Source organism: Micromonospora sp. NPDC047644 (assembly GCF_040704315.1).
GTDB lineage: Bacteria > Actinomycetota > Actinomycetes > Mycobacteriales > Micromonosporaceae > Micromonospora.
Map to the genome: position 1 here is coordinate 374,471 of NZ_JBEYSY010000002.1, position 21,533 is coordinate 396,003.

Here is a 21,533-nt window from a genome sequence, read left to right on the forward strand (position 1 = left end):
GGCCGCGGTTCACGCCAGTGTGAGCCGGTGGATGCGCGGATCCGATCCCTCCTCGTCCGCGGCGACGGGCTGGTCACTCGACGGGACATGCTGCGGGTGGCCCCGGCGTGGACGATCCAGACCGCCCGCCGGGCGGACCTGCTGATCCGACTGCTGCCCGGGGTCTACGGCGACGCCGTGCTGATCCGCAGTCCCAACGTCGACCTGCCGATGCTGGCCCGGGTCGAGCGGGACGTCGCCCGACGCGCTGCGCTGGCGTACGTCGACGAGCGTGGAGCGCTGAGCCGGCTGACCGCGCTCGACGTGTGGGGCCTCCGCCGCCAGCCACCGGGCGAGCCGGTGTATCTCGATCTGCCGCGAGGGTCAGGCCTGCGTGACCGGCCGCATCTGGTCGTCGCCCACCGGTCCGACTTCGCGGTCGCGCCGCCGCAGGTGGTGACACGGGGAGGAGTGCCGGTCACCCGGCTCGACCGGACCCTGGTGGACTGTTGGCCGCTGCTGCCGCCGATCGAGCGATCGAGTGTGCTCATCCGTGCGGTCAACGATCGGATGACCACGCCGCGCCGACTTGCTGCCGCCCTTGCCGAGGTACCGAGAATACCCGACCGTGCGGCACTCGGCGGTTTGCTGGACCGGCTCGCCGCCGGGTGCCGCAGCCCGTTGGAGATCTGGGCCACGACCACGTCTTCACCGGACCGGGAATGCCGAGGTTCACCCGGCAGGCGCGGGTACGGGTCGGTGCCCGGACGATCTACCTTGACATGTTCGCCGAGGCGGAACGGGTCGACATCGAGTTGGACGGCGCGACCAGCCACGGCGATCCGGCCGAACGCGAGATCGACCTCAGCCGCGACGCCCTGCTGGCGACGGTCGGCATCCTCGTCGTCCGCTTCAGCCACCGCCGCCTCACTGTGGACCCGGACCAGGTCCGCCAGGAAACCCTCGCCATTCTCGCCAACCGAGCCTGCTCCAACCAATGATCAAGTGATGAAAAGTAGGTCTGGGAGACCCGTTGGACCTACTTTTCATCACTTGATCATGGAGCGGGGTGGGGCGAGGTGCGGCGGGCGGGCAGTTACTCGGGAGCTGCCGAAGCGGGTGAGGAGGGCGGGGTGGGGCTGGTCTGTTGTGGGGGGATCCGGGGGGTCGGTGTCGGCGTCGGCTCTGGTGCGGGGTTGGCGTGGCGGTGGAGGAGTTCGGCGATCCATCGGGCGGCTTCTCGGTGCGCGGTGAGCAGGTGGTCGCGGGCGTCGGCCAGTTCGTCGTCGTCCGCGTGATCGTTCAGGATGGCTGTCCATCGGCGGCTGAGCTCCTCGGCGTAGCGGGCCTTCCGGATCTGCTCGTCGAACTGGTATTCCAGCTTGACGAGGCGGTCGACGTGCGGCTGGAGCGCGGGCAGGATCCGTTCGTCGAGTCGTACGGCGGCGTCGGGGCGGCAGGTGAGCGTGATGTCGCCCCGTTGGTACTGCCACAGGGGGTCCTCGTCGAGCGCCCGCTGCAACGCCACCTCCAGGTCTCCGGCCCGGTGTGGGGGGAGGTCCCGGGCGGCGTCGGCAGCCAGCCGGGTCAGCCGCTGGATCGCGTTCGGTTGGAAGTACTGCACGTACCAGCTCAGCACCTCGGACCGCAGGCTCGCCGGTGACGACCAGGCGAACGTGGCACGGATGTAGAACGAGTACACGTACCCGCGTGCGGGGACCGCGATCAGCCGGGGTGCGTCGCGTTGTTCGACGAGTGGACCGGACGGCGACGGCGCGGCACCGGAGCCGACGGGTGCCTCGTCCTGGAGCGCGGCGACCAGCCGATCCCAGCTCCGAGCCCACCACCGCCAGCCTCGTACACCGGCGTCGCGGGCGATGGTCAGCCCGCGTACGCCCCGGTGTCGCCACTGGTCCGCGGGCCTGGGTCTCCCGTCGGGGGCGTCCGTCATGGCACCCCTCCACGGTCACGGATCCGCGTTTCACGCTAACAACCGATGACCGATATGTCCGTCGCCACGCCGTCACCGAGCGGTCGGCATATCGACACGATCCAGGCCGTGCGCGTCGGGTGGCGTTCAACCGTGGACGAGCGCTGAAACAGATGATCGCCCGCGGTTCACCGAGCATTGTGGAGCAGTTGGGGTGCCGAGGGGTGTTGCCGTCGACCGGCAGCGGTGAGACTGGGTCCGGTCCGACAATCACGCGGATCGATGGATTGGATGGTCTGGAGGCAGCCTGTGTCCACCCTCGTGTCCCCGCTGGCCACGCTCGGCGCGATCCGCCGGCGTACCACCACCCTCGCCCTGCTCCTCGCCCTGGTCGCCGCCGCGCTGGTCGGCCCGTCCGTGGTCTCGCCCCGACTGACCGACCCGGCCTCGGCGGCGGTCTACAGCTCCTGCACCATGAGTCGCTGCGCGGACGCCCGCACCGCCCGCTCGGGCTGGTCCGCCAAGGGGTTCCCGACCAGCCGAGGCTGGTACTCCTGGAGCGGCGGGAAGTCCAACTTCGCCGGCGGCCAGTTCTACAACTATGAGGGTCAACTGCCCGCCAACGCCACCTACCACGAGTACGACGTCTACCCGCGCACCCAGGGCGCCGCCCGGGACGCGTACCGGATCGTGGTGAACCGCAGCACCGGTGTCACCTGGTTCTCGCCCAATCACTACACCGACTTCTACCGGCTCTGACCGACCCGGGGCCGGTCGGTCGAGGCCGGTCGGCCCCCCGTAACGTCGTCGCCCAGCTCGGATCAGGAGGCAGATGATGGTCGGTGAGAACGCGGATCGGATGCCCGACTGGCTGACCGTCCGCCGGGACGAGGCCCTCGACGTGCCCGGCGCGGTGGTCCTGGCCGGGGCGGGGGCCCGCAACAGGGCCGACCTCTTCGCCGCGCTCGCCGCCGCGCTGGCCCTGCCGACGTACCTGGGGAACACCTGGGACGCCCTCTCCGACGTGCTCCGGGACCGGCTCGACACCGGCCCGCTCACAGTGCTGATCACCGGCGCCGGCCAGCTGCTGGCCGATGAGCCGACCGATCAGTACGGCCTGCTGTTCACAGTGCTCGGCGACCTCGCCACCAGCGCCCCGCACCCGTTGCGCGTCGTCCTCACCGAGGCCACGCCCTCCTGACCGGTGACCGGGCCACCAGCCGCTCTGCCCTCGCCGCCCCGCCCTGGGGCTGGCTCTGCCCTCTCCTCCGCCAGCCCCGATCCGCCGTCCAACGGCCCTCAGACGTCCTTTGCTCTGCACCCGCCGAGGCGACGCCTACCGTCCGTACGTGTCGCCTCGGCGGGTGCAGAGCAAAGGCTGCGCGTGGGGCGAGGCGGCCCGAGGCGGGGGATGGGCGGGACGGGGTGGGGCGGGGTGGCGGCCGTCAGTTCGACGCGGGCTGGTCGAGGATGGCGCTGAACCGTTCTTCGGCAAGGTCCAGCTGGCCGAAGATGTGCCGCTTCACCGCGGGCGACAACGGGGTGTCCGGCCGGCCGATCAGGTCCCGGAACAGCGGCACCAGCGGCCGGTACTTGCGGGCCGACGAGATCACCTTCGGCCCGACCGTGTGGATCACGCCCACCCCGTTGTCGGTGAAGTCCGACACCTTGATCACCCGGGCCCAGGGCTCCCGGTCCAGACTGACCGCCAGGTGCTCCCGGTACTGCGCGTTGCGGTCCCGCTCGGGGTCGTACACCGGATTGGTGACGGCGGCGACCAGGGTGGCCACCCGAGGCCCGAACCGCGCGGCGAGCACGCCCAGCGCGGCCCCGGTCGGGTCGGTGCCCGGCTCACCGGCGGCCAGCTCGACCGGATGGTCCTCCACGGTGTCGTGCAACAGTCCGGCGACGATCACGTCCACGTCCCGCACCTGGTAGTGGTGCATCAGCCTGATCGCGACCCGCAGCAGGTGGTTCAGGTACGGCTCGCGGACGCGTCGATCGTCGCGGTGCAGTTCGGCGGCGAGGTCGAGCGCGGCGGTCAAGCGCGCCCGGGCGGCGTCGTCGAACTGCTGGACCTCCAACCGGAAACGCTCCAGCAGGCCCGGTTCGCCGTGGATCTCGGTGATCGCGTGCATCGGCATGCTGCCCAGGTGCGGCGGGAAGTCCATGCGTCACTTATAGCCGATCTTCACCAGATCGATGAGCCCGTACGTCGTCGACCCGACCGCGAGTTGCGGGCGCGCCGCGCCGTCAGATCGGCAGCCGGTCGGCGCCGGCGAGCGGGCCCACCAGGAGGGGGACCAGCGGTGCCGGCAGCACGGGGTCGCGGCGCAGGGTGGGCGTCCAGCCCGCGTCCGAGGCCAGGTCGGGGTCATGGGTCGCGTTGTACGCCGCCAGCAGGTCGACCGGTCGGGCCGCGCCGCCGCCCTGGCGGACCCAGGAGCCTCGCTCGGTCACCGCGGTGCCGCCCCAGTCGTAGAGCAGGTCCGCCGGGTCGACCGCCGCGTCGATCGTGAAGAAGTTGTTCTGCGCGTAGATCGCCGACTGGACGCCGACGCCGAGCGCGTACTGGAAGTCGTCCCCACCAAGCCGGTAGTGGTTGTTGTAGACGTCGACCTGACCGAAACGCACCCGGGGCAGCCGTTGCAGGACGCCGTCGAAGAGGTTGTGGTGCAGAGTGACCCGCAGCCGGCCCACGTCCGGGCCGACCGTGTTGGACGAGCCGATCAACAGCAGCATGTCCCGACCGGTGAAGCGGTTCCAGGAGGCGGTGACCAGGCTGGCGGTGTGCGTGACGTCCAACGACCCGTCGTGTACCTGGTACGGCCGACCGAAGTACACCGGCTGGGCGCTGTCCGGGTTGTCGCCGTCGGTGAAGGTGTTGTGGTCGACCCAAACGTTCTCGCTGCGGCGTACCGAGATCTGGTCGTACTGGCTGTTCCAGTTGCCGGCCTCGCCATCGGTCGCCGACCAGGCGGGGAAGCAGTCCCGGGCGTCGACGAAGGTCAGGTTGCGGACGATGACGTTCGACGCCCGGTCGATCATGAGGGTGAGGCCGGTCAGTCGAGCGCCGCGCAGCCCGACGATCGTGGTGTTCGGCCCGACGTTGATCTGGGTCTGCCGGGTCTGGTTGGCCACCGACCGCACCCGGGCCTCCTCCAGCGGCCCGGTCGGTGGCACCCGTCCCCACACCGCCGGGTCGTACGCGGCCAGGTAGGCGTCCAACCGGTATCCCGGATCGGCCAGATCGGTGCAGCTCAACGGCGTGCCGTCGGGCCCCTCAAAGCCGTCGATCACGCCGTCGACGTAGATGAGCTTTCCGGTGGCGTCGGCGGCGTTGTCACCGCCCAGCGCGGTGACCAGTTCCGCCCGGCTGTGGACCACCCGGGTCCGTTCGGGGGTGGCCGCCGAGCCGCCGGTGGTGCCGGGGCCGTCGGCCGCCCAACCGTCGCGCTCGGGCAGCGTCTGCCGGCCGAGGCGGTCGGCCAACCAGGAGACCCGGTCGGCGGACGGGACGTCCGGACGGGCAGCGGCGGCGGCCGGGGCGGCCCCGAGGACGAGGGCGACCACTGTGACGCCGCCGAGGACTCTGCGCATCGACTCACTCCGTTCGCTGTTCAGGGGACCTGTCGGTTGTTCGTCTGTCCCGCCAGCTCGGCGCGGTACGCGCCGGACGCCCACGGCACCCCCAGCTCGCCCGGCAGCGCGCCCCGCTCGGCCGACCGACGCAACACGTCGACGACGCCCCGCAGGTGGCGGACCCGCTCCCCGCCCTCGCCGTGGGTGCTGACCAACTCGCCGTCGAGCAGCCGGGGCTCCGGCGCGGGCCGCAACGCGTCCAGCAGCGCGGTGAACGGCGCGGTACGGGCCAGCGGCGCGATCAGGGGCACGCCCGACGGATCGACCCGGTGGGCGAGCAGGTTCTCCAGCAGCCCCAGCCGCCCCGGCACCCGGCGGGTCACCACGTCCCCGGGCAGGCGCAGCCGGTCGGTCGGGTACTCCAGCACCGCCTGCCCCGTCGTACCGGTCACCGCCACCTCGCCCGCCACGAACTCCTCGGCGGCCAGGGTCACCGCCACCAGCACCGGCGGCCCGGCGCGGAACCGGACCCGCAGCACGGCGGTGTCCTCCACCTCGATCGGCCGGACCCGGTAGCGTTCCACCTCGATCGCGACCGGCCACGGCGTCGCCCCAGCGAGGGCCTCGGCGATCGCCAGGCACTGCATCACCGCGTGCGCGAGCGGGTTGACGAGCGCGCCGTCCAGCACCGGCCGGCCGTCCAGACTCCGTCGACCGGCCCAGGGGGAGCGGGCGTAGTAGGCGTCCGGCCGTTGCCAGGCGGCCACAGTGGAGATGCCGGTGACCGTGCCCAGGCGGCCGGCGGCCAGCGCGTCGGTCAGCGCGGTGAGGGCCGCCGAGCCGAGCGCCTGGAAGCCGACCTGGGCCACCCGACCGGCGGCGGTGAGGGCCCAGGTCAGCTCCTCGTGCTCGGCCAGCGACAGCACCGGCGGTTTCTCCAGCAGCAGATCCGCGCCGGTGGCCAGGGCGTCGCGGGCGATCGCCAGATGGGTGTGCGGCGGCGTGCAGATCACCACCACCTCCGGTCGGGTGGCGGCGAGCATCGTCCGGTGGTCGGTGAACACCGCGACCCCGGGCGGCACCGGGGCGGCCGGGTCGTCCTCCACCGGTCGGACGTCGACCAGGGCGACCAACCGCAGCCGACCGGCGGCGTGCAGGGGCGCGATCACCCGCCGGTGCCAGCGACCGTGCCCGTTCGCCCCGATCACCGCCACCCGGGGCGGCGGGGTGGCCCCGCTCACCGCCGACCGGCCCGGGTGGACCGGCTCACCGGGCACCGGCCAGGGTGGCCGCGACGCCGTGCCGCTCCAACGCGGTCAGCCAGGCGATCACGTCGGCGCGGACCTCGTCGTCCTCGGCCACCTCCACCGGGATGACGTCGCGCAGCGCGAAGACCGCGTCGACAGCGCCGGCCGGGCTCTGCGACCCGGCCTCCAGGGCGGCCCGGATCGGCCCGGCCAGTGGGTCCTGGAACGGCAACGGCCGGCCGTCGTCGGCGTACCCCAGCGCGAAGCGCAACCAGGACGCCACGACCAGCGCGCCCCAGCGCGCGGACCGCCCGGCCGCCCGCAGGTCGGCGATGGTGTGCAGGACACGCTGCGGCAGCTTCTGGGAGCCGTCGATCGCCACCTGGAGGGTGCGGTGGTGGATCGCCGGGTTGCCGAACCGGGCGAGGGCCTGCTCGCCGTAGTCGACCACCCGCACCCCGTCCGGCGGGGTGAAGCTGGCCGCCACGTCCTCGGCGATCAGCCGGCGCAGCACGTCACGCAGGTGCGGGATCTCCAACGCGTCGGCGATCGTCTCCCGACCGGCCAACGCCCCGAGGTAGGCGATGGCGGAGTGCACCCCGTTGAGGGCGCGCAGCTTCAACCGCTCCCACGGGCCGGCGTCGTCGGTGAGCACCGCCCCGGCGAACTCCCAGCCGGGCCGACCACCGGGGAAGTCGTCCTCGATCACCCACTGCGCGTACGGCTCGGCGGCCACGGCGGCCAGGTCGGTCACGCCGAGCGCCCGCCGGGCCGCCTCGATCGTCTCCGGGGTGCTGGCCGGTACGATCCGGTCCACCATGGTGCCCGGGCAGGTGACGTTGCCGGCCACCCACTCGGTGAGCCCGGCGGGCACCCCGTCGGCGCGGGCGACCGCCTGGTCGAGCATCCCGCGCAGTCGACGGCCGTTGGCCGGCAGGTTGTCGCAGCTCACCAGGGCCACCGGCCCGGCGTCCGCGGCGGCCCGGGCGGCCAGCCCGCGCAGCAGCAGCCCCGGCACCGTGCTCGGCGCTCGGCCGCCGGCCAGGTCAGCGGCGAGCGCCGAGTCCGGGGACAGCCGGCCGGTCACCGGGTCGAGGTGGTACGCCTTCTCGGTGACGGTCAGGGTCACCACGCGCACCGCCGGGTCGGCGAGCAACGCCACCACGGCGTCCGGGTCGCTGGGCGCGTGCCGGACCCCGCTCAGGGCACCCACCACCCGGGTGGAGCTGCCGGCCGGAGACAGGGCGCTGACGCTGAACAGGTTGTCCTGCGCGGCGATCGCCTCGACCACCGCGGTGCTGCGCGGCGCGACGGCCACGATGCCCCAGTCGCCCCCGGCCGCGCCGACCGCCGCCTCGGTGAACACGGCCTGGTGGGCACGGTGGAACGCGCCCAACCCCAGGTGTACGACGCCGGTCGGCACGGTGCCCGGCCGGATCAGCGGGCGGGCCTCGGCGGGCAGCCGGCGCAGCATCCCCAGGCCGAGCCGGGAGGCCCCGACGGTCACTGCCATGCCGGGCCGTCCGGGAAGCGGAACTCCGCGATCGACGCGGGTTTCATGGTGGCGCTGTAACCGGGCCGTTCGGGCAGCAGGTAGCGGCCACCGCGGGTCCGCACCGGATCGACGAAGTGTTCGTGCAGATGGTCGACGTACTCGATCATCCGACCGTCCAGACCGGTGCCCACCCGCAGGTAGTCGAAGATCGCCAGGTGCTGGACGTACTCGCAGAGGCCCACGCCGCCGGCGTGCGGGCAGACCGGCACGCCGAACTTCGCCGCCAGCAGCAACTCGGCCAGGACCTCGTTGACGCCGCCGACCCGGGCGGCGTCGACCTGCATCACCCCGATCGCCTCGGCCTGGAGCAACTGCTTGAAGATCACCCGGTTGGCGGCCACCTCACCGGTGGCCACCCGGCAACGACCGCCGGTCAACTCGGCCACCGCGCGGGCGATCCGGGCGTGCCCGAGGATGTCGTCGGCGTGGGTGGGCTCCTCGATCCAGTACGGGTCCACCTCGGCCAGCGCCGCCATCGCGGTGATCGCCTCGTCGACGTCCCAGACCTGGTTGGCGTCCATCATCAACAGCGCGCCCGGGCCGATCTCCTCCCGGATGATCCGGGCCCGTCGCAGATCGTCGGCGAGCGGGCCGCCGACCTTCATCTTCATCGCCCGCCAGCCGTCGGCGTACGCCTGCCGGGTCAGCGCCCGCACCTTGTCGTCCGGGTAGCCGAGCCAACCGACCGACGTGGTGTACGACGGGAAACCGTCACGTTCGAGGGTGGTCAACCGGTCGGCCAGCCCGTCGCGCCCCTTGTCGAGGATGGCGGCGGCCTCGTCCGGGGTGAGCGCGTCGGTGATGTGCTTGAAGTCGACGCTGGCCACCAGCTCGTCGGTGGGCAGGTCGGCGAGGAAACGCCACATCGGCTTGCCGGCCAGGGTGGCCCGCAGGTCCCACACCGCGTTGACCAGCGCACCGGTCGCCATGTGGATGACGCCCTTCTCCGGGCCCAGCCAGCGCAGCTGCACGTCGGCGCTGAGCGAGCGCCAGAACGCCACCGGCTCGGCCGTGATCTCCTCGATGGTGCGCCCCTGGACGTGGTGGGCCAGGGCACGCACCGCCGCGCAGGTGATCTCGTTGCCCCGGCCGTTGGTGAAGGTGAACCCGGCGCCGGTCGGGCCCGCGTCGGTGCCCAGCTCCACGTACGTCGCCGAGTAGTCGCCCCGGTTGATCGCGTCGGAGCCGTCGCCTCGGGCGGCGGTGGGGAACCGCACGTCGTGCACCTCGACGGAGGTGATGGTGACGGTCATCGCTGCTGTCCTCCGAAGTTGAAGACCCGCTTGGGCAGCCGGTACGCCAGGTCGACGATGGTCTCGGCGGCCTCGTCCATCGGCAGCCGGTGCTCGGCGACGAGCCGGGCGAGGAAGCCGGCGTCCACCCGGCGGGCCACGTCGTGGCGTACCGGGATGGAGCAGAACGCCCGGGTGTCGTCGACGAACCCGCTGGTGTTGTAGAAGCCGGCGCTCTCGGTCACCGCCTCCCGGAACCGGCGCAGCACCTCCGGGGAGTCCAGGAACCACCAGGGCGCGCCGAGCAGCAGCGCGGCGTACCCGCCCGCGAGGGGCGCCAGCTCGCGGGTGAAGGTGTCCTCGTCGAGGGTGTAGAGCACCAGTCGCAGCCGGGGGTCGTTGCCGTAGCGCTCCAGCAGCGGGGCGAGCGCGTGCACGTACTCGGTGGCCTGCGGGATGTCGCCGCCGACGTCGCGACCGTGCCGGGCGTGCAACCACCGGTTGTGGTTGCGCACCGCACCGGGGTGCAGCTGCATGACCAGCCCGTCGTCGAGCGACATCCGGGCGAACTCCACGAGCATGTGCGCCCGGAACGCCTCCGCGTCGGCGGCGTCGGCCTCGCCGCGCCGGCCCCGGTCGTAGAGCCGTTCGGCCTCGGCCGGGGTCAGGTCCAGGGTGCGCGCGGTGGGGTGGCCGTGGTCGGTGGAGGTGGCGCCGGCGGCGATGAACGCGGCGCGTCGGGCCCGCAGCGCGGCCAGGTAGCCGGCGTAGGTGCCGGTGTCCTCGCCGGCGGTGTCACCGAGACGGTCCACGTTGGTCGACCAGCCCTCGAACTCCATGTCCACCACGTCGTCCGGTCGGAACGTGGTGACCACCCGCCCGCCCGGCCCGCCCCACCCGTCGGCCGTGAGTTTGGCGTGCTGCGCGAGGTCGTCCAGCGGGGACTCGGTCGTCGCGAGGACCTCGATGTTGAACCGTTCGAACAGCGCCCGGGGCCGGAAGTCCGGCTCGGCGAGCCGGGCGGCGATCTCGTCGTAGAGGGCGTCGGCGGTGTCCGGGCGAAGCGGGGTGTGCGCCCCGAAGACGGTGCGGAAGGTCTGCTCCAGCCACAGTCGCGACGGGGTGCCCCGGAACAGGTGCCAGTGCGCGGCGAAGCGTCGCCAGATCACCCGGCCGTCGGTCTCCACCGGGCTGCCGTCGCGGGTGGGCACCCCCAGATCCGCCGGGGGTACGCCCTGACTGAGCAGCATCCGGGTCAGGTAGTGGTCGGGCACGATGAGCAGCTGCGCCGGGTCTGGGAAGGGTCGGTCCTCGGCCAGCAGGGCCGGGTCGACGTGCCCGTGCGGCGAGATGATGGGCTGCTGCGCCGCCAGGGCGTACAGCTCCCGGGCCAGCGCGCGCTGGCCCGGCTCGGGCGGCAGGAGCAGGTCGGTGTGGTCGAACGTGGGCACGAAGTGGGGCTCCTCGTCTCCTGTGTCAGCGGGGGGTGAGCAGGTCGGCGACGCGGACGGGTTGGCCGGTCTCGAAGGACCGGTTGGCGGCCAGACCGGTGAGCAGGGCCAACGCGCCGTCGTCGGCGGTCGCGGCGCGGCCCAACGGGTCGGGTTGACCGCCGAGGAGCACCCCGGTCATCCGGGCGTCCGCGCCGCCGTGCCCGTGCCGGCTGCGGCCCTGCACCGGGATCTGCCGGGGCGGGGCCCAGAACGGGCGCAGGGTAAGCGTCGCACCGCCGCCCTCGGCCGGCGCCTCGGCACCGTGCAGGGCGGCGCCCTTGACCGCGCCGGCGGTGCCCCGGTCGACGTAGTCGTTCTCGGCCACGTTCAGCTCCAGCCGGCCCCGGCTGCCGTTGACCATCACCCGGTAGCCCTCCCAGGGCGCGTACGCGGTGAGGTGGTAGGTCATGGTGGCGCCGGTGGAGTAGCGGGCCAGCACCGCCATGTCGTCCTCGATGCTCACCCCGGGCGCGAAGACGTTGCGGTCGCGCTGGTAGCCGTCCTCGGCCTCGGCGTCGAGGTACAGCTCCCGCAGCCGGGGATGCGCGTCCAGCCGCAGGGCGAACGGGTCGTCGGCGGCGGCGGGGGAGCCGTGCGCCCGGTCGTAGTCGCGGGCGTAGCCGTGCCGGCGACCGTCCTCGCCGTAGAAGAAGAGTCGGCCGGCCGCGTACACCTCGACGGGCGTGGCGGCCAGCCACCAGTTGACCAGGTCGAAGTGGTGGCTGGCCTTGTGCACCATCAGCCCGCCGGAGGTGGCCTTGTCGCGGTGCCAGCGGCGGAAGTAGTCCGCGCCGTGGCGTACGTCGAGCAGCCACTCGAAGTGCACCGAGCCGATCTCGCCGACCGCGCCCTCGGCCAGCAGCCGGCGAACCTGTTCGTGCAGCGGGTTGTAGCGGTAGTTGAAGGCGACCGTCACCCGCCCGCCGGTCTCGGTGACGGCGTCCAGGATCCGCCGGCAGCGGGCCGCGTCCACGGTCATCGGTTTCTCGGTGACGACCTCCCGGCCGGCGCGCAGCGCTGCGACCACGTACTCGTCGTGGGTGACGTCCACGCTGGTGACCAGGACGGCGTCCACGCGTTCGGCGTCCAGCATCGTCGCGAAGTCACCCGCCGGGTACGTGGGCACCGGGCGGTGCCCCAGCTCGCCGAGCCAGCGGTTGTGCGCGTCCATCCGGGCCTGGTTCACGTCGGCGAAGGCGACCAGCTCGGTGGTGTCGGCGTGGTCGAGCACCAGCGCCCGGACGAACATCTCGGCTCGCGCGCCGGTGCCCACGACGGCGTACCGGACCCGTCCGGCGGCGTTCGGTGACATGCGGTCGCCTCCCGTGGTCCTGCAAAGGTTTGCAGTGAAGTAATCACGATCGATGCGTTCGCGTCAACGAGGGCGGCATGATCGGCGTCATTTGTTGACATTTAGGAGGTTGAAGATGACCAAGGGGAGTGTGGACGCAACGAAGCCGACATCATTGACCGTTGACACTGGCACAACCGTTTGCATTAATGGGCCACACCTGCGTGACCGCCACCACATCGGACGAAGGGGCCGCCGTGCCAGTCACCATCCGGGACGTCGCCCGGGCGTCCGGTGTGCACATCTCCACCGTCTCCCGCACCTTCTCCGCTCCACACCTGGTCAACCCGGAGACCCGGGTCCGGGTGCTGGCCTGCGCGGAGGACCTGGGCTACCGGCCCAACCGCGCCGCCCGGGCCCTGATCACCGGGCGGACGCACAACATCGGGCTGATCATCGCGGACATCGCCAACCCGTTCTTCCCGCCGCTGATCAAGGCGGCGGAGAGTCAGGCCCGGCACCGCGACTACCACGTCTTCGTGGCCGACACCAACGAGGACCCGACCGCCGAGGAGGAGTTGGTCCACGCCCTCGCGAAGCAGGTGGACGGCGTGCTGCTGTGCAGCCCTCGGATGAGCAACAGCCTGATCGAGCAGCTCAGCCGCGAGGTGCCACTGGTCGTGGTGAACCGCCAGGTGACCGGCCTGCCCTGCGTGCTGATGGACGTCGGGCAGGGCGCCCGGTCGGCGATCGAGCACCTGGTCGGCCTGGGGCACCGCGGCATCGCGTTGCTCGGTGGACCACGCAGCTCGTGGACCAACCGGGAGATGCGCCGGGCCGCCGGCGCGGCCGCCCGCGCCGGTGGCGCGGAGCTGACCATCCTCGGCCCCAACGCGCCCACCGAGGTCGGCGGCTCCGCCGTCGCCGAGCAGGTGCGACGCAGCGGCGTCTCGGCAGTGCTCGCCTACAACGACCTGATGGCGATCGGCCTGATCGAAGGGCTGGACGCGCTCGGGGTCCGGGTGCCGCAGGAGGTGAGCGTCGTCGGGGTCGACGACATCACCCTGAGCCGGCTGACCCGCCCCAAACTGACGACGGTGGCCACACCCACCGGGGCCGCCGGCCGGACGGCCGTCGACATGCTGCTGCAACAGGACATCGAATCACCGCGCGGCGCGCGGGGGTCCGGTGCCGGCACGGCGCTCGGCGTCCGTCGTACCACCGCACAGGTAATGCTCCAGACCGACCTGGTCATCCGCGACTCGACCGGCCCGGGCCCGTACGCCCGACCGGCACGTCCCCTGGCCGCACCACGTGGCCCGGGCCCGCATTGCCCTGCGGACCCGGGCATCCCGACTGCGGCCACCGGTGACGCCGTCGCCTCCTAATGCCGAGGAGTGAGCGCACATGCACCCCGCAACGCCCCCCACCACTGACGCGTCCGTCGGGCGCGCCCACCGTACCCCGCTGCCCCGGCGGCGCCTGCTGCGTGGCCTGCTCGCCGTGACGGTCGCCGCACCGCTGATGTTCGGCGCCGCCGCCTGCGGAGACGACGACGGCGGCGCAGCCGACCCGAACGCCCCGGTGAAGCTCTCGATCTTCTGGTGGGGCGGCGACGCCCGGGCCAAACTGACCGAGGACGCCCTGGCGCTCTACACCAAGAAGCACCCGAACGTGACCTTCGAGAAGACCTGGCAGGCCAACCAGGGCTACTTCGACAAGCTGGCCACCCTCACCGCCGGCGGCAACCCGCCGGACCTGTTCCAGATCGACGACAACTACCTCGCCGAGTACGCGGCCCGCAACACCACGCTCGACCTGACCTCTTACCAGGAGTCCGGGAAGCTGGACACCTCCAAGTTCCCCGAGAGCCTGTGGAAGTACGGCGTCGTCGACGGCAAGCTCGCCGGCCTGGCGGCCGGGGAGAACACCCAGGGTCTGGTCTACAACAAGACGCTGCTGACGAAGCACAACCTGCCCGAGCCGACCACCGGGATGAGCTGGGAGCAGCACATCGCCTGGGCCGAGCAGGTCACCGCGAAGACCAAGGTGCCCGGCACCCAGGACCCGAGCGCCGACTACAAGGCGTTCTGGGTCTGGCTGCGCCAGCAGGGCAAGGACCTCTACAAGGGCAAGGATCTGGGCTTCACCGCCGAGGACGTGACCGCGTGGTTCGACCTGTGGAAGGGTGCCCGGGACCGCAAGGCCACCCCGAGCGCCGACGTCATCCACGAGGGCAACTCCAGCGACGTCACCAAGCAGCTGGTGGTCACCGGCAAGTCGGCGACCTCCTGGGTCTGGGCCAACCAGATGCCGGACCTGAAGAAGAACACCAAGGACGAACTGGGCGTGATCGCCTACCCCGGTGACCCGAGCGCGCAGTGGGCCCGTGCCTCGATGTACTGGTCGGTGTTCAAGGGCAGCAAGAACAAGGACGTCGCGGTCGACGTGATCAACTTCCTGAACAACGACGTCGAAGCGGTCAAGCTGCTCGGCACCGACCGTGGTCTGCCGTCCAACCTGGACCTGCGCCGCGTGGTCAGCGACGACACCACCGACCCGGCCATGAAGCAGTCCATCGCCGTCGAGGCGGAGCTGACCCAGAAGTTCGGCGAGTCGCCGCAGGTCCCGATCAAGGGGCACAGCAAGGTGAAGTCCGAGCTGATCAAGGCCGCCGAGAACGCGCAGTACGGCCGGGCCACCCCCGCCGAGGCCGCCACCCAGTTCATCGAGGCGAGCAAGTCCGCCATCGCCTGACCGCCCGCTAGGCGAGGCGAGGAGAGGAGCTGTTCGTGGCGTTGACCACGGCGCCCGACCCGACCCGACGCGGCCCCGGATCCGTCCGGGCCCACACGCAGAGGCGTGGGCCCGGACGGATCCGGCACAGCGAAGGTCTGGCGGGGTACGTCTTCCTGTCGCCGTGGCTCATCGGCCTGATGGGTGTCACGGCGATCCCCATGCTGCTGTCGCTCTACCTGAGCTTCACCAACTACGACATCCTCACCCCCTTCTCCGAGGTGGAGTGGGTGGGGTTGGCCAACTACGAACGGATGTTCACCGCCGACCCGTCGTACTGGCACGCGGTGCGGGTCACGCTGACCTTCGCGTTGATCGCCGTACCGCTGAAGCTGGCTGCGGCGCTCGGCGTGGCGCTGCTGCTCAACCGCGCCTGGCGCGGTGTCGGGTTGTTCCGCGGGCTGTTCTACCTGCCGTCCCTGCTCGGCGGCAGCGTCGCGCTGGCCATCGTCTGGGTCAACATGTTCAACCGCGACGGCGCGTTCAACTCGCTGCTGAGTCTCTTCGGCATCACCGGCAAACCGTGGGTCAACGACCCCGACTGGGCCCTCGAAACACTGATGGTGCTGGCCATCTGGCAGTTCGGCGCACCGATGGTGATCTTCCTGGCCGGGCTCAAGCAGGTGCCCACCGAGCTGTACGAGGCCGCGTCCGTCGACGGGGCCGGCCGGTTCCGCCAGTTCCGCAACGTCACCCTGCCGATGCTCTCCCCGGTCATCTTCTTCAACCTGGTGCTGGAGACCATCAACGGCTTCCAGGGCTTCACCGCCGCGTTCGTGCTCAGCAACGGCACCGGCGGGCCGGTCGACTCCACCCTGATGTACACGCTGAACCTCTACATCACCGGCTTCACCGACCTCAACATGGGCTACGCCTCGGCGATGGCCTGGGTGTTCCTGCTCGCCATCGCGGTCATCACCGCGATCTTCTTCAGCACCGGACGGTTCTGGGTGCACTACTCCGACGGGGAGGACCGGTGATGGTGGCGGTGACCCCGACGACCGCAGCGCCGCCGAACGTGCGCCGACGCCCCGGCGGCCGGCCGGTGCTGCGACTGCTGATCCTGGTGGCGATCGTCGCCGTGGTGCTCTACCCGCTGATCTGGATGGTGGGCACCTCGCTGAAGTCCCAGGAGGAGATCGTCAACAACGTCGGGCTGCTGCCGGAACGGTTCACCCCGGGCAACTACACCGCCGGGTGGTCCAACTTCGACGTCAGCTTCGGCCGGTTCTTCCTCAACAGCGCCATGGTCAGCCTGCTCACCGTCATCGGCAACGGGCTCTCCTGCCTGCTGGCCGCGTACGCCTTCGCCCGGTTGCGGTTCCGGCTGCGCGGCATGTGGTTCGCCGTCATGATCGGCACGCTGCTGCTGCCGCAGCACGTGTTGATCGTGCCGCAGTACATCCTGTTCCGCACGCTCGGGCTGGTCGGCGGCGACTGGCCGTACCTGCCGCTGCTCATCCCGCAGTTCCTGGCCACCGAGGCGTTCTTCGTCTTCCTCATGGTGCAGTTCATGCGGGGCGTCCCCCGGGAGCTGGACGAGGCGGCCCGCATCGACGGTGCCGGCCCGTTCGGCATCTTCCGGCACATCATCCTGCCGCTGAGCCGCCCGGCGCTGGTCACCACGGCGATCTTCTCGTTCATCTGGACCTGGAACGACTTCTTCCGCCAACTGGTCTTCCTGTCCCAACTGGAGGACTACACCGTCCCGGTCGCGCTGACCCTGTTCATCGACTCGACCAGCCAGAGCGCGGTCGGCCCGATGTTCGCCATGTCGGTGCTGTCGCTGCTGCCGGTCTTCCTGTTCTTCGTCGCGTTCCAGCGGATGCTCGTCGAAGGGATCAACACCAGTGGCATCAAGGGCTGAACCCGTGGACACCGGCGGGCGGCGGGACTGGCGCGACGTGGTCCGCGACGCCGCCGACCTGGCCCTGCTGGGCATCCTGCTGACCCTCGCGGCGGCACCCCTGCTCAGCGCCGCCGCGGCGCTCGGCACGGCCAGTGCGGCGCTGCACGACTGGACGCGTACCGGCAGCTGGCCGTCGGCGGGCACCACCGTGCGTCGGTTCGAGCGCTCACTGCTGCCCGGTGTGCCGATCAGCCTGCTCGCGCTCGCCGGTGCCGCGCTGCTCGCCGCCGACCTGGCCGCGCTGGCCACCGGCCGGGTGCCGGGCGGCCCGGCTGCGCTGCTGGTGACGGCGCTGGTCGCGGCCGGCCTGGCCGGGTACGCCGGGCTGGTCGTCGTCGAGGTGGGCGGCAACGGGGGCGGGCGGTGGCGGGCCTCGGCCCGCTCCGCAGCCCGCGCCTGCCTCGACGCGCCCACCCGCTGGGCGGCGCTCACCGGGGTCGTCGCGCTCGCCGGGCTGCTCACCGTCCTGGTCACCCCGGTCGCGGTGCCGATCCTCGCCGGCTACACCATGGCCGCCCTGCACGCCGTGACCGTCCGCCGGCCGGTCTCGGCCCACCCCACCGCCGGCCAGCGGGGGCCAGCCGACCCGACCGTCCGCCGACCGGCCCCGGCCGTCGTCGGCGGGCGCGGGGAGCTGCCGTGACCGGGGCGGAGGAGCCGGTGCGGCTGACGGTCGGGGCCGCCGAGGTGGCCGAGTACGTGCTCGACCCGGCGCTCGACGCGCGGCACGGGCCGCGACCCTACCTGCACCCGGTGCGCACCCTCGGCGGAACGGTGGTCACCGACGCGCTCCCCGCCGACCACGTGTGGCACCTCGGCGCGTCCCTCGCCGTCCAGGACGTCGACGGCAGCAACCTCTGGGGCGGGCGCACCTACGTCCGCGACATCGGCTACACCTGGCGCGACGACCATGGCGTCATCGCGCACACCGGGGAGGTCGAACGGTCCCCGGGCCGCTACGCGCACGATCTCCAGTGGCGTGACCGGGCCGGCGGGGTGCTGCTGACCGAGCGGAGGTGGCTCGCCGCGTCGGTGGTCACGCCGGACGCCTGGCGCCTCGACGTGGAGTCCGTCCTCGTCGCCCCGGACGACCGGGAAATCCGGCTGGGCAGCCCGGCCACCAACGGCCGCCCGGGCGGGGCCGGCTACGGCGGGTTCTTCTGGCGGGCCGCCGCCGACGACGAACCGGCGGTGTTCACCGCCGACGCGGCCGGGGAGGAGACGGTCAACGGCACCGCGGCGCCCTGGCTCGCGCTGACCGGCGTCCGGTCGGGCGGCGGGGCGTACACCCTGATCTTCGCGGGTCTTGGCCGCGGCGACAGATGGTTCGTGCGGACCGGGATGTATCCGGGGGTCTGTGTGGCGTTCGCGTTCGACCGACCGGCGGTGGTGCCGGCCGGTGGGAGCCGGCACGGCCGGTACCGGGTGTGGGTGGTCGACGGGACCCTCGACCGGGACGAGGTGAGCGCCCTGGTGACGCTGAGGCCGTGAGCGCGGATCAGCCGGACCGGTCGGTCAGCTCACGGATCGCGACCTGGTATGCGGCCTGGGTGTGGTACGGCCAGTGCCCTTCGATCGGCGGCGGCACGGTGTCCGCCGGGTCGATGGTCAGGCTTCGGGGATCACGCAGTCGGATGTCGACGTCGGGCGGTGTTCCGTCAGAGCCCGGAGGGAAGATCGGCCCACCGATCGGGTCGGTGTCCCGCCACAGGTTGCGCCACCGCCACCCGATCCGCCCACCCAGGTCGTGCAGCGTCCGCGGCCCGAAGTACGCGGGGTAGAGCCGCGCGTAGGTGCGCCGCAGCGGTGACCCGTAGGTCAACAGCGAGACCCGGGTCAGCACGGCCGGCGGTAGGTGCAGGATGGTGGCGGCGGCGAGTACCGAGCCGTGGCTGTGCCCGGAGATGACCACCGGGCCCCGCGCGGTGAGCCCGGTGACCCGTTTCGCCAGCTCCGGGACGGCGCGGGCGGCGTAGCAGGGCGGCGCGAACGGGTGGACCGTCCGGGGCCAGAAGGTGCCGAGGTCCCACAGCACCGCCACCACCCGCCGGGTCTGCGCCGACCGGTACGCGCGGAACCCGAGGATCAGCAGGAAGATCACCAGCAGGCTGATCACCCAGACACCGGCGTCGGTGACGTAGGCGAGCACGACGGCCGCGCCGCCGTCCCCGCCCAGCCGGTCCGCGAGCTGGGTGGGACCGATCCCGATCACGTCGAAGGCGACGGTGGCCAACCCGAGCGACGCGATCAACAGGAACGCGAGCAGCACCGGACCGAGCTCCTCGGTGACCCGGGACCGGGCGATGGTCTCCCGGACCAGGCGCAGCCGGTGCGCGTCCGCCGCCGGCACGTCGGGGTAGTCCCGTTCGACGATACGTGCCGCCAGTCCCCGTCGCCGTCGCCGGCTCAGCAGGAGGGTCACCGAGGTCACCGCCGCGCCGATCAGCAGCGCGGCGAGCCCGGCGAGCGCGGCCCACCAGTAGGCCACCGGCGGGTCCAGCGGGCCGACGATCGGCGGGTTGGGTCGGATCGGGTCGGGGATGTCGCCGTGGTCGAGGGCGTCCGCGACGCGGTAGACCAGAGTCGCGGTGAAGGCAGCGCCGACGCTCACCGCCGCCGCCGCCATGATCGGGGTGCCGAGTCCGCGGAGGACGGGGCGTTCGTCGCCCCGGGCAGTGCGCTGCCGGGTGTACGTGACGACGGTGAGCACCACCAGCAGGACGCCCTGCGTGGCGACCACCGCGGCGGCGGCACCCTCGTACCCGGGAAGCTTGCCCGAGCCGGACGGGGTCGCGTCCGCCAGCGTGGCCGAGCCGAGGCACAACACGGTCGTCACCACTGTGATCGCCCACAGGGTTCGCAGGATCCGTCCGGCCCGCACAGGGCTGGTCGGCACGGGCAGAGCGAGGAGCACCACGCCCGCCCCGAGCAGTCCGACGGCGATCACGAACAGCACGACGTGACCGATCCCGCCCGGTGCTACGCCGGCCAACAGGGCGACGTTCAGCGTCCCGATGCCGAGCACCACATGGACCTGCCGTAGCCAGCCGGTGACGTGCGCGTCCTGCCAGAAACCGGCATCGGTGAGGCTCTGGTCGCGGTCGCCGGACCGGGTTTGCGACACCAACGGGCCGAACCCCTCGAACGCCCGTGCCGACCGGGTGCCGATGGCCCAGACGACCCACAGCGCGAGCAGGGGAACGATCGACAGCAGGGCCAGCCGGGGCCCGGCCGGGAGGCTGTGCAGCCAGGCCAGGTAGGGGCGGCTGGCCCGGCACCCCGGGTACGGCACACACTGCCAACCGACCAGGTCCAGCGCGACGCCCACCGCGGCCAGCACGAACGTGGCCGTGAGGGTGCCGGCGAGCAACCGACACAGCAGGCCGAGCAACCCCCACCTGTCGTGCCCCGGCGGCCGGAGCCAGATCGCCAGGTTGCTCAACATGAAGGGCAGCAGCAGCAACATCGAGGCCGTCCGCACCGCCGCGCCGGCGGTCAGCGAACCCCAGCGGTACGCCTCGACGGCAACCCCACCGGTGGCCCCGCCTGCGGTGCCGCTCCCCGGTCGGGGCCGGAAGAAACCCGCGTGCGTGTCCCCGGCGACCCGGACGACGACCGGGTGGTCGAGGATCCGTTCCGCGGTGACGCCGGAGATGCCGTGTACGCGCAGCTCCACGGCGTCACGCCCCGGCGTCTCGTCCACGCCGTCAGGGTCACAGACAATCCACCCAGGCGCTGCCGATACCGCAAAGGTCAGCGGCTCGGAAGGGCGGCGGTTACCCGGATGGCCTTGACGATCGCGGGGATGGAGCCGATCAGCAGCACCAGGCCCCAGATGATCGCGATGATCGCGAAGACCAGCGCCGCCACCTCGTCGACGATGCTGACCAGGATCACCGGCACCAGGTTGTGCAGGAACTCCAGCACGACAGTGCACAGCAGGGTGGTCAGGATCAGCAGGACGAGGCCCTTGTTCTGCAGGAACCGAGGCTGGGCCAACACCAGCATCCCGGCCCACACCAGCTTGAGCAGCAGCACCAGCCCGAGCAGCACCGCCGCCTCACCGACCGGGAAGAAACCCCACAGCGCCAGGTAGGCCAGGGTGCCGAACGGGACGGCCAGGAACAGCGACACCATGATCATCAGCTCGACGAACGCGATGACCAACGCGATCAAGCCGACGATGATCAGGATGATCGAGAAGATCAGGCTGGCGACGCCCTGCACCCGACCCTGGAGGCGCTCGGGCAGCAACAGACCGAGGCAGAACAGCCCGGTGCTCCAGACCGCCACCGCGTCGATCAACGCCAGGTAGCCGGTGCCCCGGCCGGACGGTTCGCTGACCCCGGACACGTCGTCGATCTCCACGTCCAGCGCGCCGGCGCTGTCGGCGAGGGCCGCGCCGGCGTCCGCGCCGCCGAGCAGCAGCCCGGCGCCGAGCTCCACCCCGATCGCCAGGACGATGGCGAGCATGGCCATCAGCAGGAACGGCTTGCGCAGGTCACCCACGGCGGCACCT

General features: G+C 72.0%; 19 protein-coding genes. 9 read left to right on the forward strand and 10 right to left on the reverse strand.

Annotated features, from left to right (window positions below):
- Window positions 1-701: 701 nt before the first annotated feature.
- Window positions 702-980 (forward strand): DUF559 domain-containing protein, encoded by a 279-nt coding sequence (locus AB0877_RS04910; protein ID WP_366606721.1) that lies wholly within the window; start codon window positions 702-704, stop codon window positions 978-980.
- A gap of 95 nt (window positions 981-1,075) precedes the next feature.
- Here AB0877_RS04910 and AB0877_RS04915 read toward each other — a convergent pair whose 3' ends face one another.
- Window positions 1,076-1,930, reverse strand: a complete 855-nt coding sequence (locus AB0877_RS04915; RefSeq protein ID WP_366606723.1) for a hypothetical protein — start codon at window positions 1,928-1,930, stop codon at window positions 1,076-1,078.
- Between the two features lie 288 nt (window positions 1,931-2,218).
- On the opposite strand from AB0877_RS04915, the gene AB0877_RS04920 reads away from it, so the two are divergent.
- Both AB0877_RS04920 and AB0877_RS04925 read left to right on the forward strand, forming a co-directional pair.
- Complete coding sequence (locus AB0877_RS04920) at window positions 2,219-2,668, forward strand: ribonuclease domain-containing protein (protein WP_366606725.1); 450 nt, start codon at window positions 2,219-2,221, stop codon at window positions 2,666-2,668.
- Between the two features lie 76 nt (window positions 2,669-2,744).
- On the forward strand, window positions 2,745-3,110 hold the full coding sequence (locus AB0877_RS04925) for a barstar family protein (protein ID WP_366606726.1): 366 nt from the start codon (window positions 2,745-2,747) through the stop codon (window positions 3,108-3,110).
- 244 nt (window positions 3,111-3,354) lie between these two features.
- Here the strand turns inward: AB0877_RS04925 and AB0877_RS04930 are convergent, their stop codons facing one another.
- From AB0877_RS04930 to AB0877_RS04960, 7 genes are all read right to left on the reverse strand, one after another.
- Window positions 3,355-4,080 (reverse strand): HD domain-containing protein, encoded by a 726-nt coding sequence (locus AB0877_RS04930; protein WP_366606728.1) that lies wholly within the window; start codon window positions 4,078-4,080, stop codon window positions 3,355-3,357.
- Window positions 4,081-4,162: 82 nt separating this feature from the next.
- The gene (locus AB0877_RS04935) at window positions 4,163-5,509 is read right to left on the reverse strand and encodes a pectate lyase (RefSeq protein WP_366606730.1); all 1,347 of its coding nucleotides are present in this window, start codon (window positions 5,507-5,509) and stop codon (window positions 4,163-4,165) included.
- 20 nt (window positions 5,510-5,529) lie between these two features.
- Window positions 5,530-6,732, reverse strand: a complete 1,203-nt coding sequence (locus AB0877_RS04940; RefSeq protein ID WP_366606732.1) for a Gfo/Idh/MocA family oxidoreductase — start codon at window positions 6,730-6,732, stop codon at window positions 5,530-5,532.
- Between the two features lie 25 nt (window positions 6,733-6,757).
- Window positions 6,758-8,251, reverse strand: a complete 1,494-nt coding sequence (locus tag AB0877_RS04945) for a mannitol dehydrogenase family protein (protein WP_366606734.1) — start codon at window positions 8,249-8,251, stop codon at window positions 6,758-6,760.
- The gene (locus tag AB0877_RS04950; protein WP_366606735.1) at window positions 8,242-9,546 is read right to left on the reverse strand and encodes an enolase C-terminal domain-like protein; all 1,305 of its coding nucleotides are present in this window, start codon (window positions 9,544-9,546) and stop codon (window positions 8,242-8,244) included. Before AB0877_RS04950 ends, AB0877_RS04945 begins: the two co-directional genes overlap by 10 nt.
- Window positions 9,543-10,976 (reverse strand): glucuronate isomerase, encoded by a 1,434-nt coding sequence (uxaC, locus tag AB0877_RS04955; RefSeq protein ID WP_366606737.1) that lies wholly within the window; start codon window positions 10,974-10,976, stop codon window positions 9,543-9,545. The genes AB0877_RS04950 and uxaC overlap by 4 nt, the downstream gene beginning before the upstream one ends.
- A 25-nt stretch (window positions 10,977-11,001) precedes the next feature.
- Entirely contained in the window at window positions 11,002-12,330 is a 1,329-nt protein-coding gene (locus AB0877_RS04960; RefSeq protein ID WP_366606739.1) for a Gfo/Idh/MocA family oxidoreductase, read from the reverse strand.
- A gap of 236 nt (window positions 12,331-12,566) precedes the next feature.
- On the opposite strand from AB0877_RS04960, the gene AB0877_RS04965 reads away from it, so the two are divergent.
- Genes AB0877_RS04965 through AB0877_RS04990 form a run of 6 tightly spaced genes read left to right on the forward strand, consistent with a single transcriptional unit; the run spans window position 12,567 to window position 18,505 of the window.
- Entirely contained in the window at window positions 12,567-13,697 is a 1,131-nt protein-coding gene (locus tag AB0877_RS04965; protein ID WP_366606741.1) for a LacI family DNA-binding transcriptional regulator, read from the forward strand.
- Between the two features lie 19 nt (window positions 13,698-13,716).
- Window positions 13,717-15,066 carry an extracellular solute-binding protein gene (locus AB0877_RS04970; protein ID WP_366606743.1) on the forward strand — a complete coding sequence of 450 codons (1,350 nt, stop codon included), beginning with the start codon at window positions 13,717-13,719 and terminating at the stop codon, window positions 15,064-15,066.
- 35 nt (window positions 15,067-15,101) lie between these two features.
- Window positions 15,102-16,085 (forward strand): sugar ABC transporter permease, encoded by a 984-nt coding sequence (locus AB0877_RS04975; RefSeq protein ID WP_366606744.1) that lies wholly within the window; start codon window positions 15,102-15,104, stop codon window positions 16,083-16,085.
- A complete protein-coding gene (locus tag AB0877_RS04980; RefSeq protein WP_357230038.1) occupies window positions 16,085-16,972 on the forward strand; it encodes a carbohydrate ABC transporter permease in 888 nt (295 codons plus the stop codon). Before AB0877_RS04975 ends, AB0877_RS04980 begins: the two co-directional genes overlap by 1 nt.
- A gap of 4 nt (window positions 16,973-16,976) precedes the next feature.
- On the forward strand, window positions 16,977-17,657 hold the full coding sequence (locus AB0877_RS04985; RefSeq protein WP_366606745.1) for a hypothetical protein: 681 nt from the start codon (window positions 16,977-16,979) through the stop codon (window positions 17,655-17,657).
- On the forward strand, window positions 17,654-18,505 hold the full coding sequence (locus AB0877_RS04990) for a PmoA family protein (RefSeq protein WP_366606747.1): 852 nt from the start codon (window positions 17,654-17,656) through the stop codon (window positions 18,503-18,505). Before AB0877_RS04985 ends, AB0877_RS04990 begins: the two co-directional genes overlap by 4 nt.
- A 7-nt stretch (window positions 18,506-18,512) precedes the next feature.
- On the opposite strand, the gene AB0877_RS04995 is transcribed toward AB0877_RS04990, so the two are convergent.
- Both AB0877_RS04995 and AB0877_RS05000 read right to left on the reverse strand, forming a co-directional pair.
- Entirely contained in the window at window positions 18,513-20,717 is a 2,205-nt protein-coding gene (locus AB0877_RS04995; RefSeq protein ID WP_366606748.1) for a hypothetical protein, read from the reverse strand.
- A gap of 50 nt (window positions 20,718-20,767) precedes the next feature.
- Window positions 20,768-21,523: a hypothetical protein gene (locus AB0877_RS05000; RefSeq protein ID WP_366606750.1), complete on the reverse strand. Its 756-nt coding sequence runs from the start codon at window positions 21,521-21,523 to the stop codon at window positions 20,768-20,770.
- Between the last annotated feature and the right edge of the window lie 10 nt (window positions 21,524-21,533).

Bases quoted from the DNA above. Each gene is read 5' to 3' on its own strand.
- AB0877_RS04930 (WP_366606728.1), bottom strand. From the start codon at position 4,080: ATGGACTTCCCGCCGCACCTGGGCAGCATGCCGATGCACGCGATCACC.
- AB0877_RS04960 (WP_366606739.1), bottom strand. From the start codon at position 12,330: ATGTCACCGAACGCCGCCGGACGGGTCCGGTACGCCGTCGTGGGCACC.
- AB0877_RS04915 (WP_366606723.1), bottom strand. From the start codon at position 1,930: ATGACGGACGCCCCCGACGGGAGACCCAGGCCCGCGGACCAGTGGCGA.
- AB0877_RS04925 (WP_366606726.1), top strand. From the start codon at position 2,745: ATGGTCGGTGAGAACGCGGATCGGATGCCCGACTGGCTGACCGTCCGC.
- AB0877_RS04935 (WP_366606730.1), bottom strand. From the start codon at position 5,509: ATGCGCAGAGTCCTCGGCGGCGTCACAGTGGTCGCCCTCGTCCTCGGG.
- AB0877_RS04910 (WP_366606721.1), top strand. From the start codon at position 702: ATGCCGAGGTTCACCCGGCAGGCGCGGGTACGGGTCGGTGCCCGGACG.
- AB0877_RS04970 (WP_366606743.1), top strand. From the start codon at position 13,717: ATGCACCCCGCAACGCCCCCCACCACTGACGCGTCCGTCGGGCGCGCC.
- AB0877_RS04950 (WP_366606735.1), bottom strand. From the start codon at position 9,546: ATGACCGTCACCATCACCTCCGTCGAGGTGCACGACGTGCGGTTCCCC.
- AB0877_RS04980 (WP_357230038.1), top strand. From the start codon at position 16,085: ATGGTGGCGGTGACCCCGACGACCGCAGCGCCGCCGAACGTGCGCCGA.
- AB0877_RS04945 (WP_366606734.1), bottom strand. From the start codon at position 8,251: ATGGCAGTGACCGTCGGGGCCTCCCGGCTCGGCCTGGGGATGCTGCGC.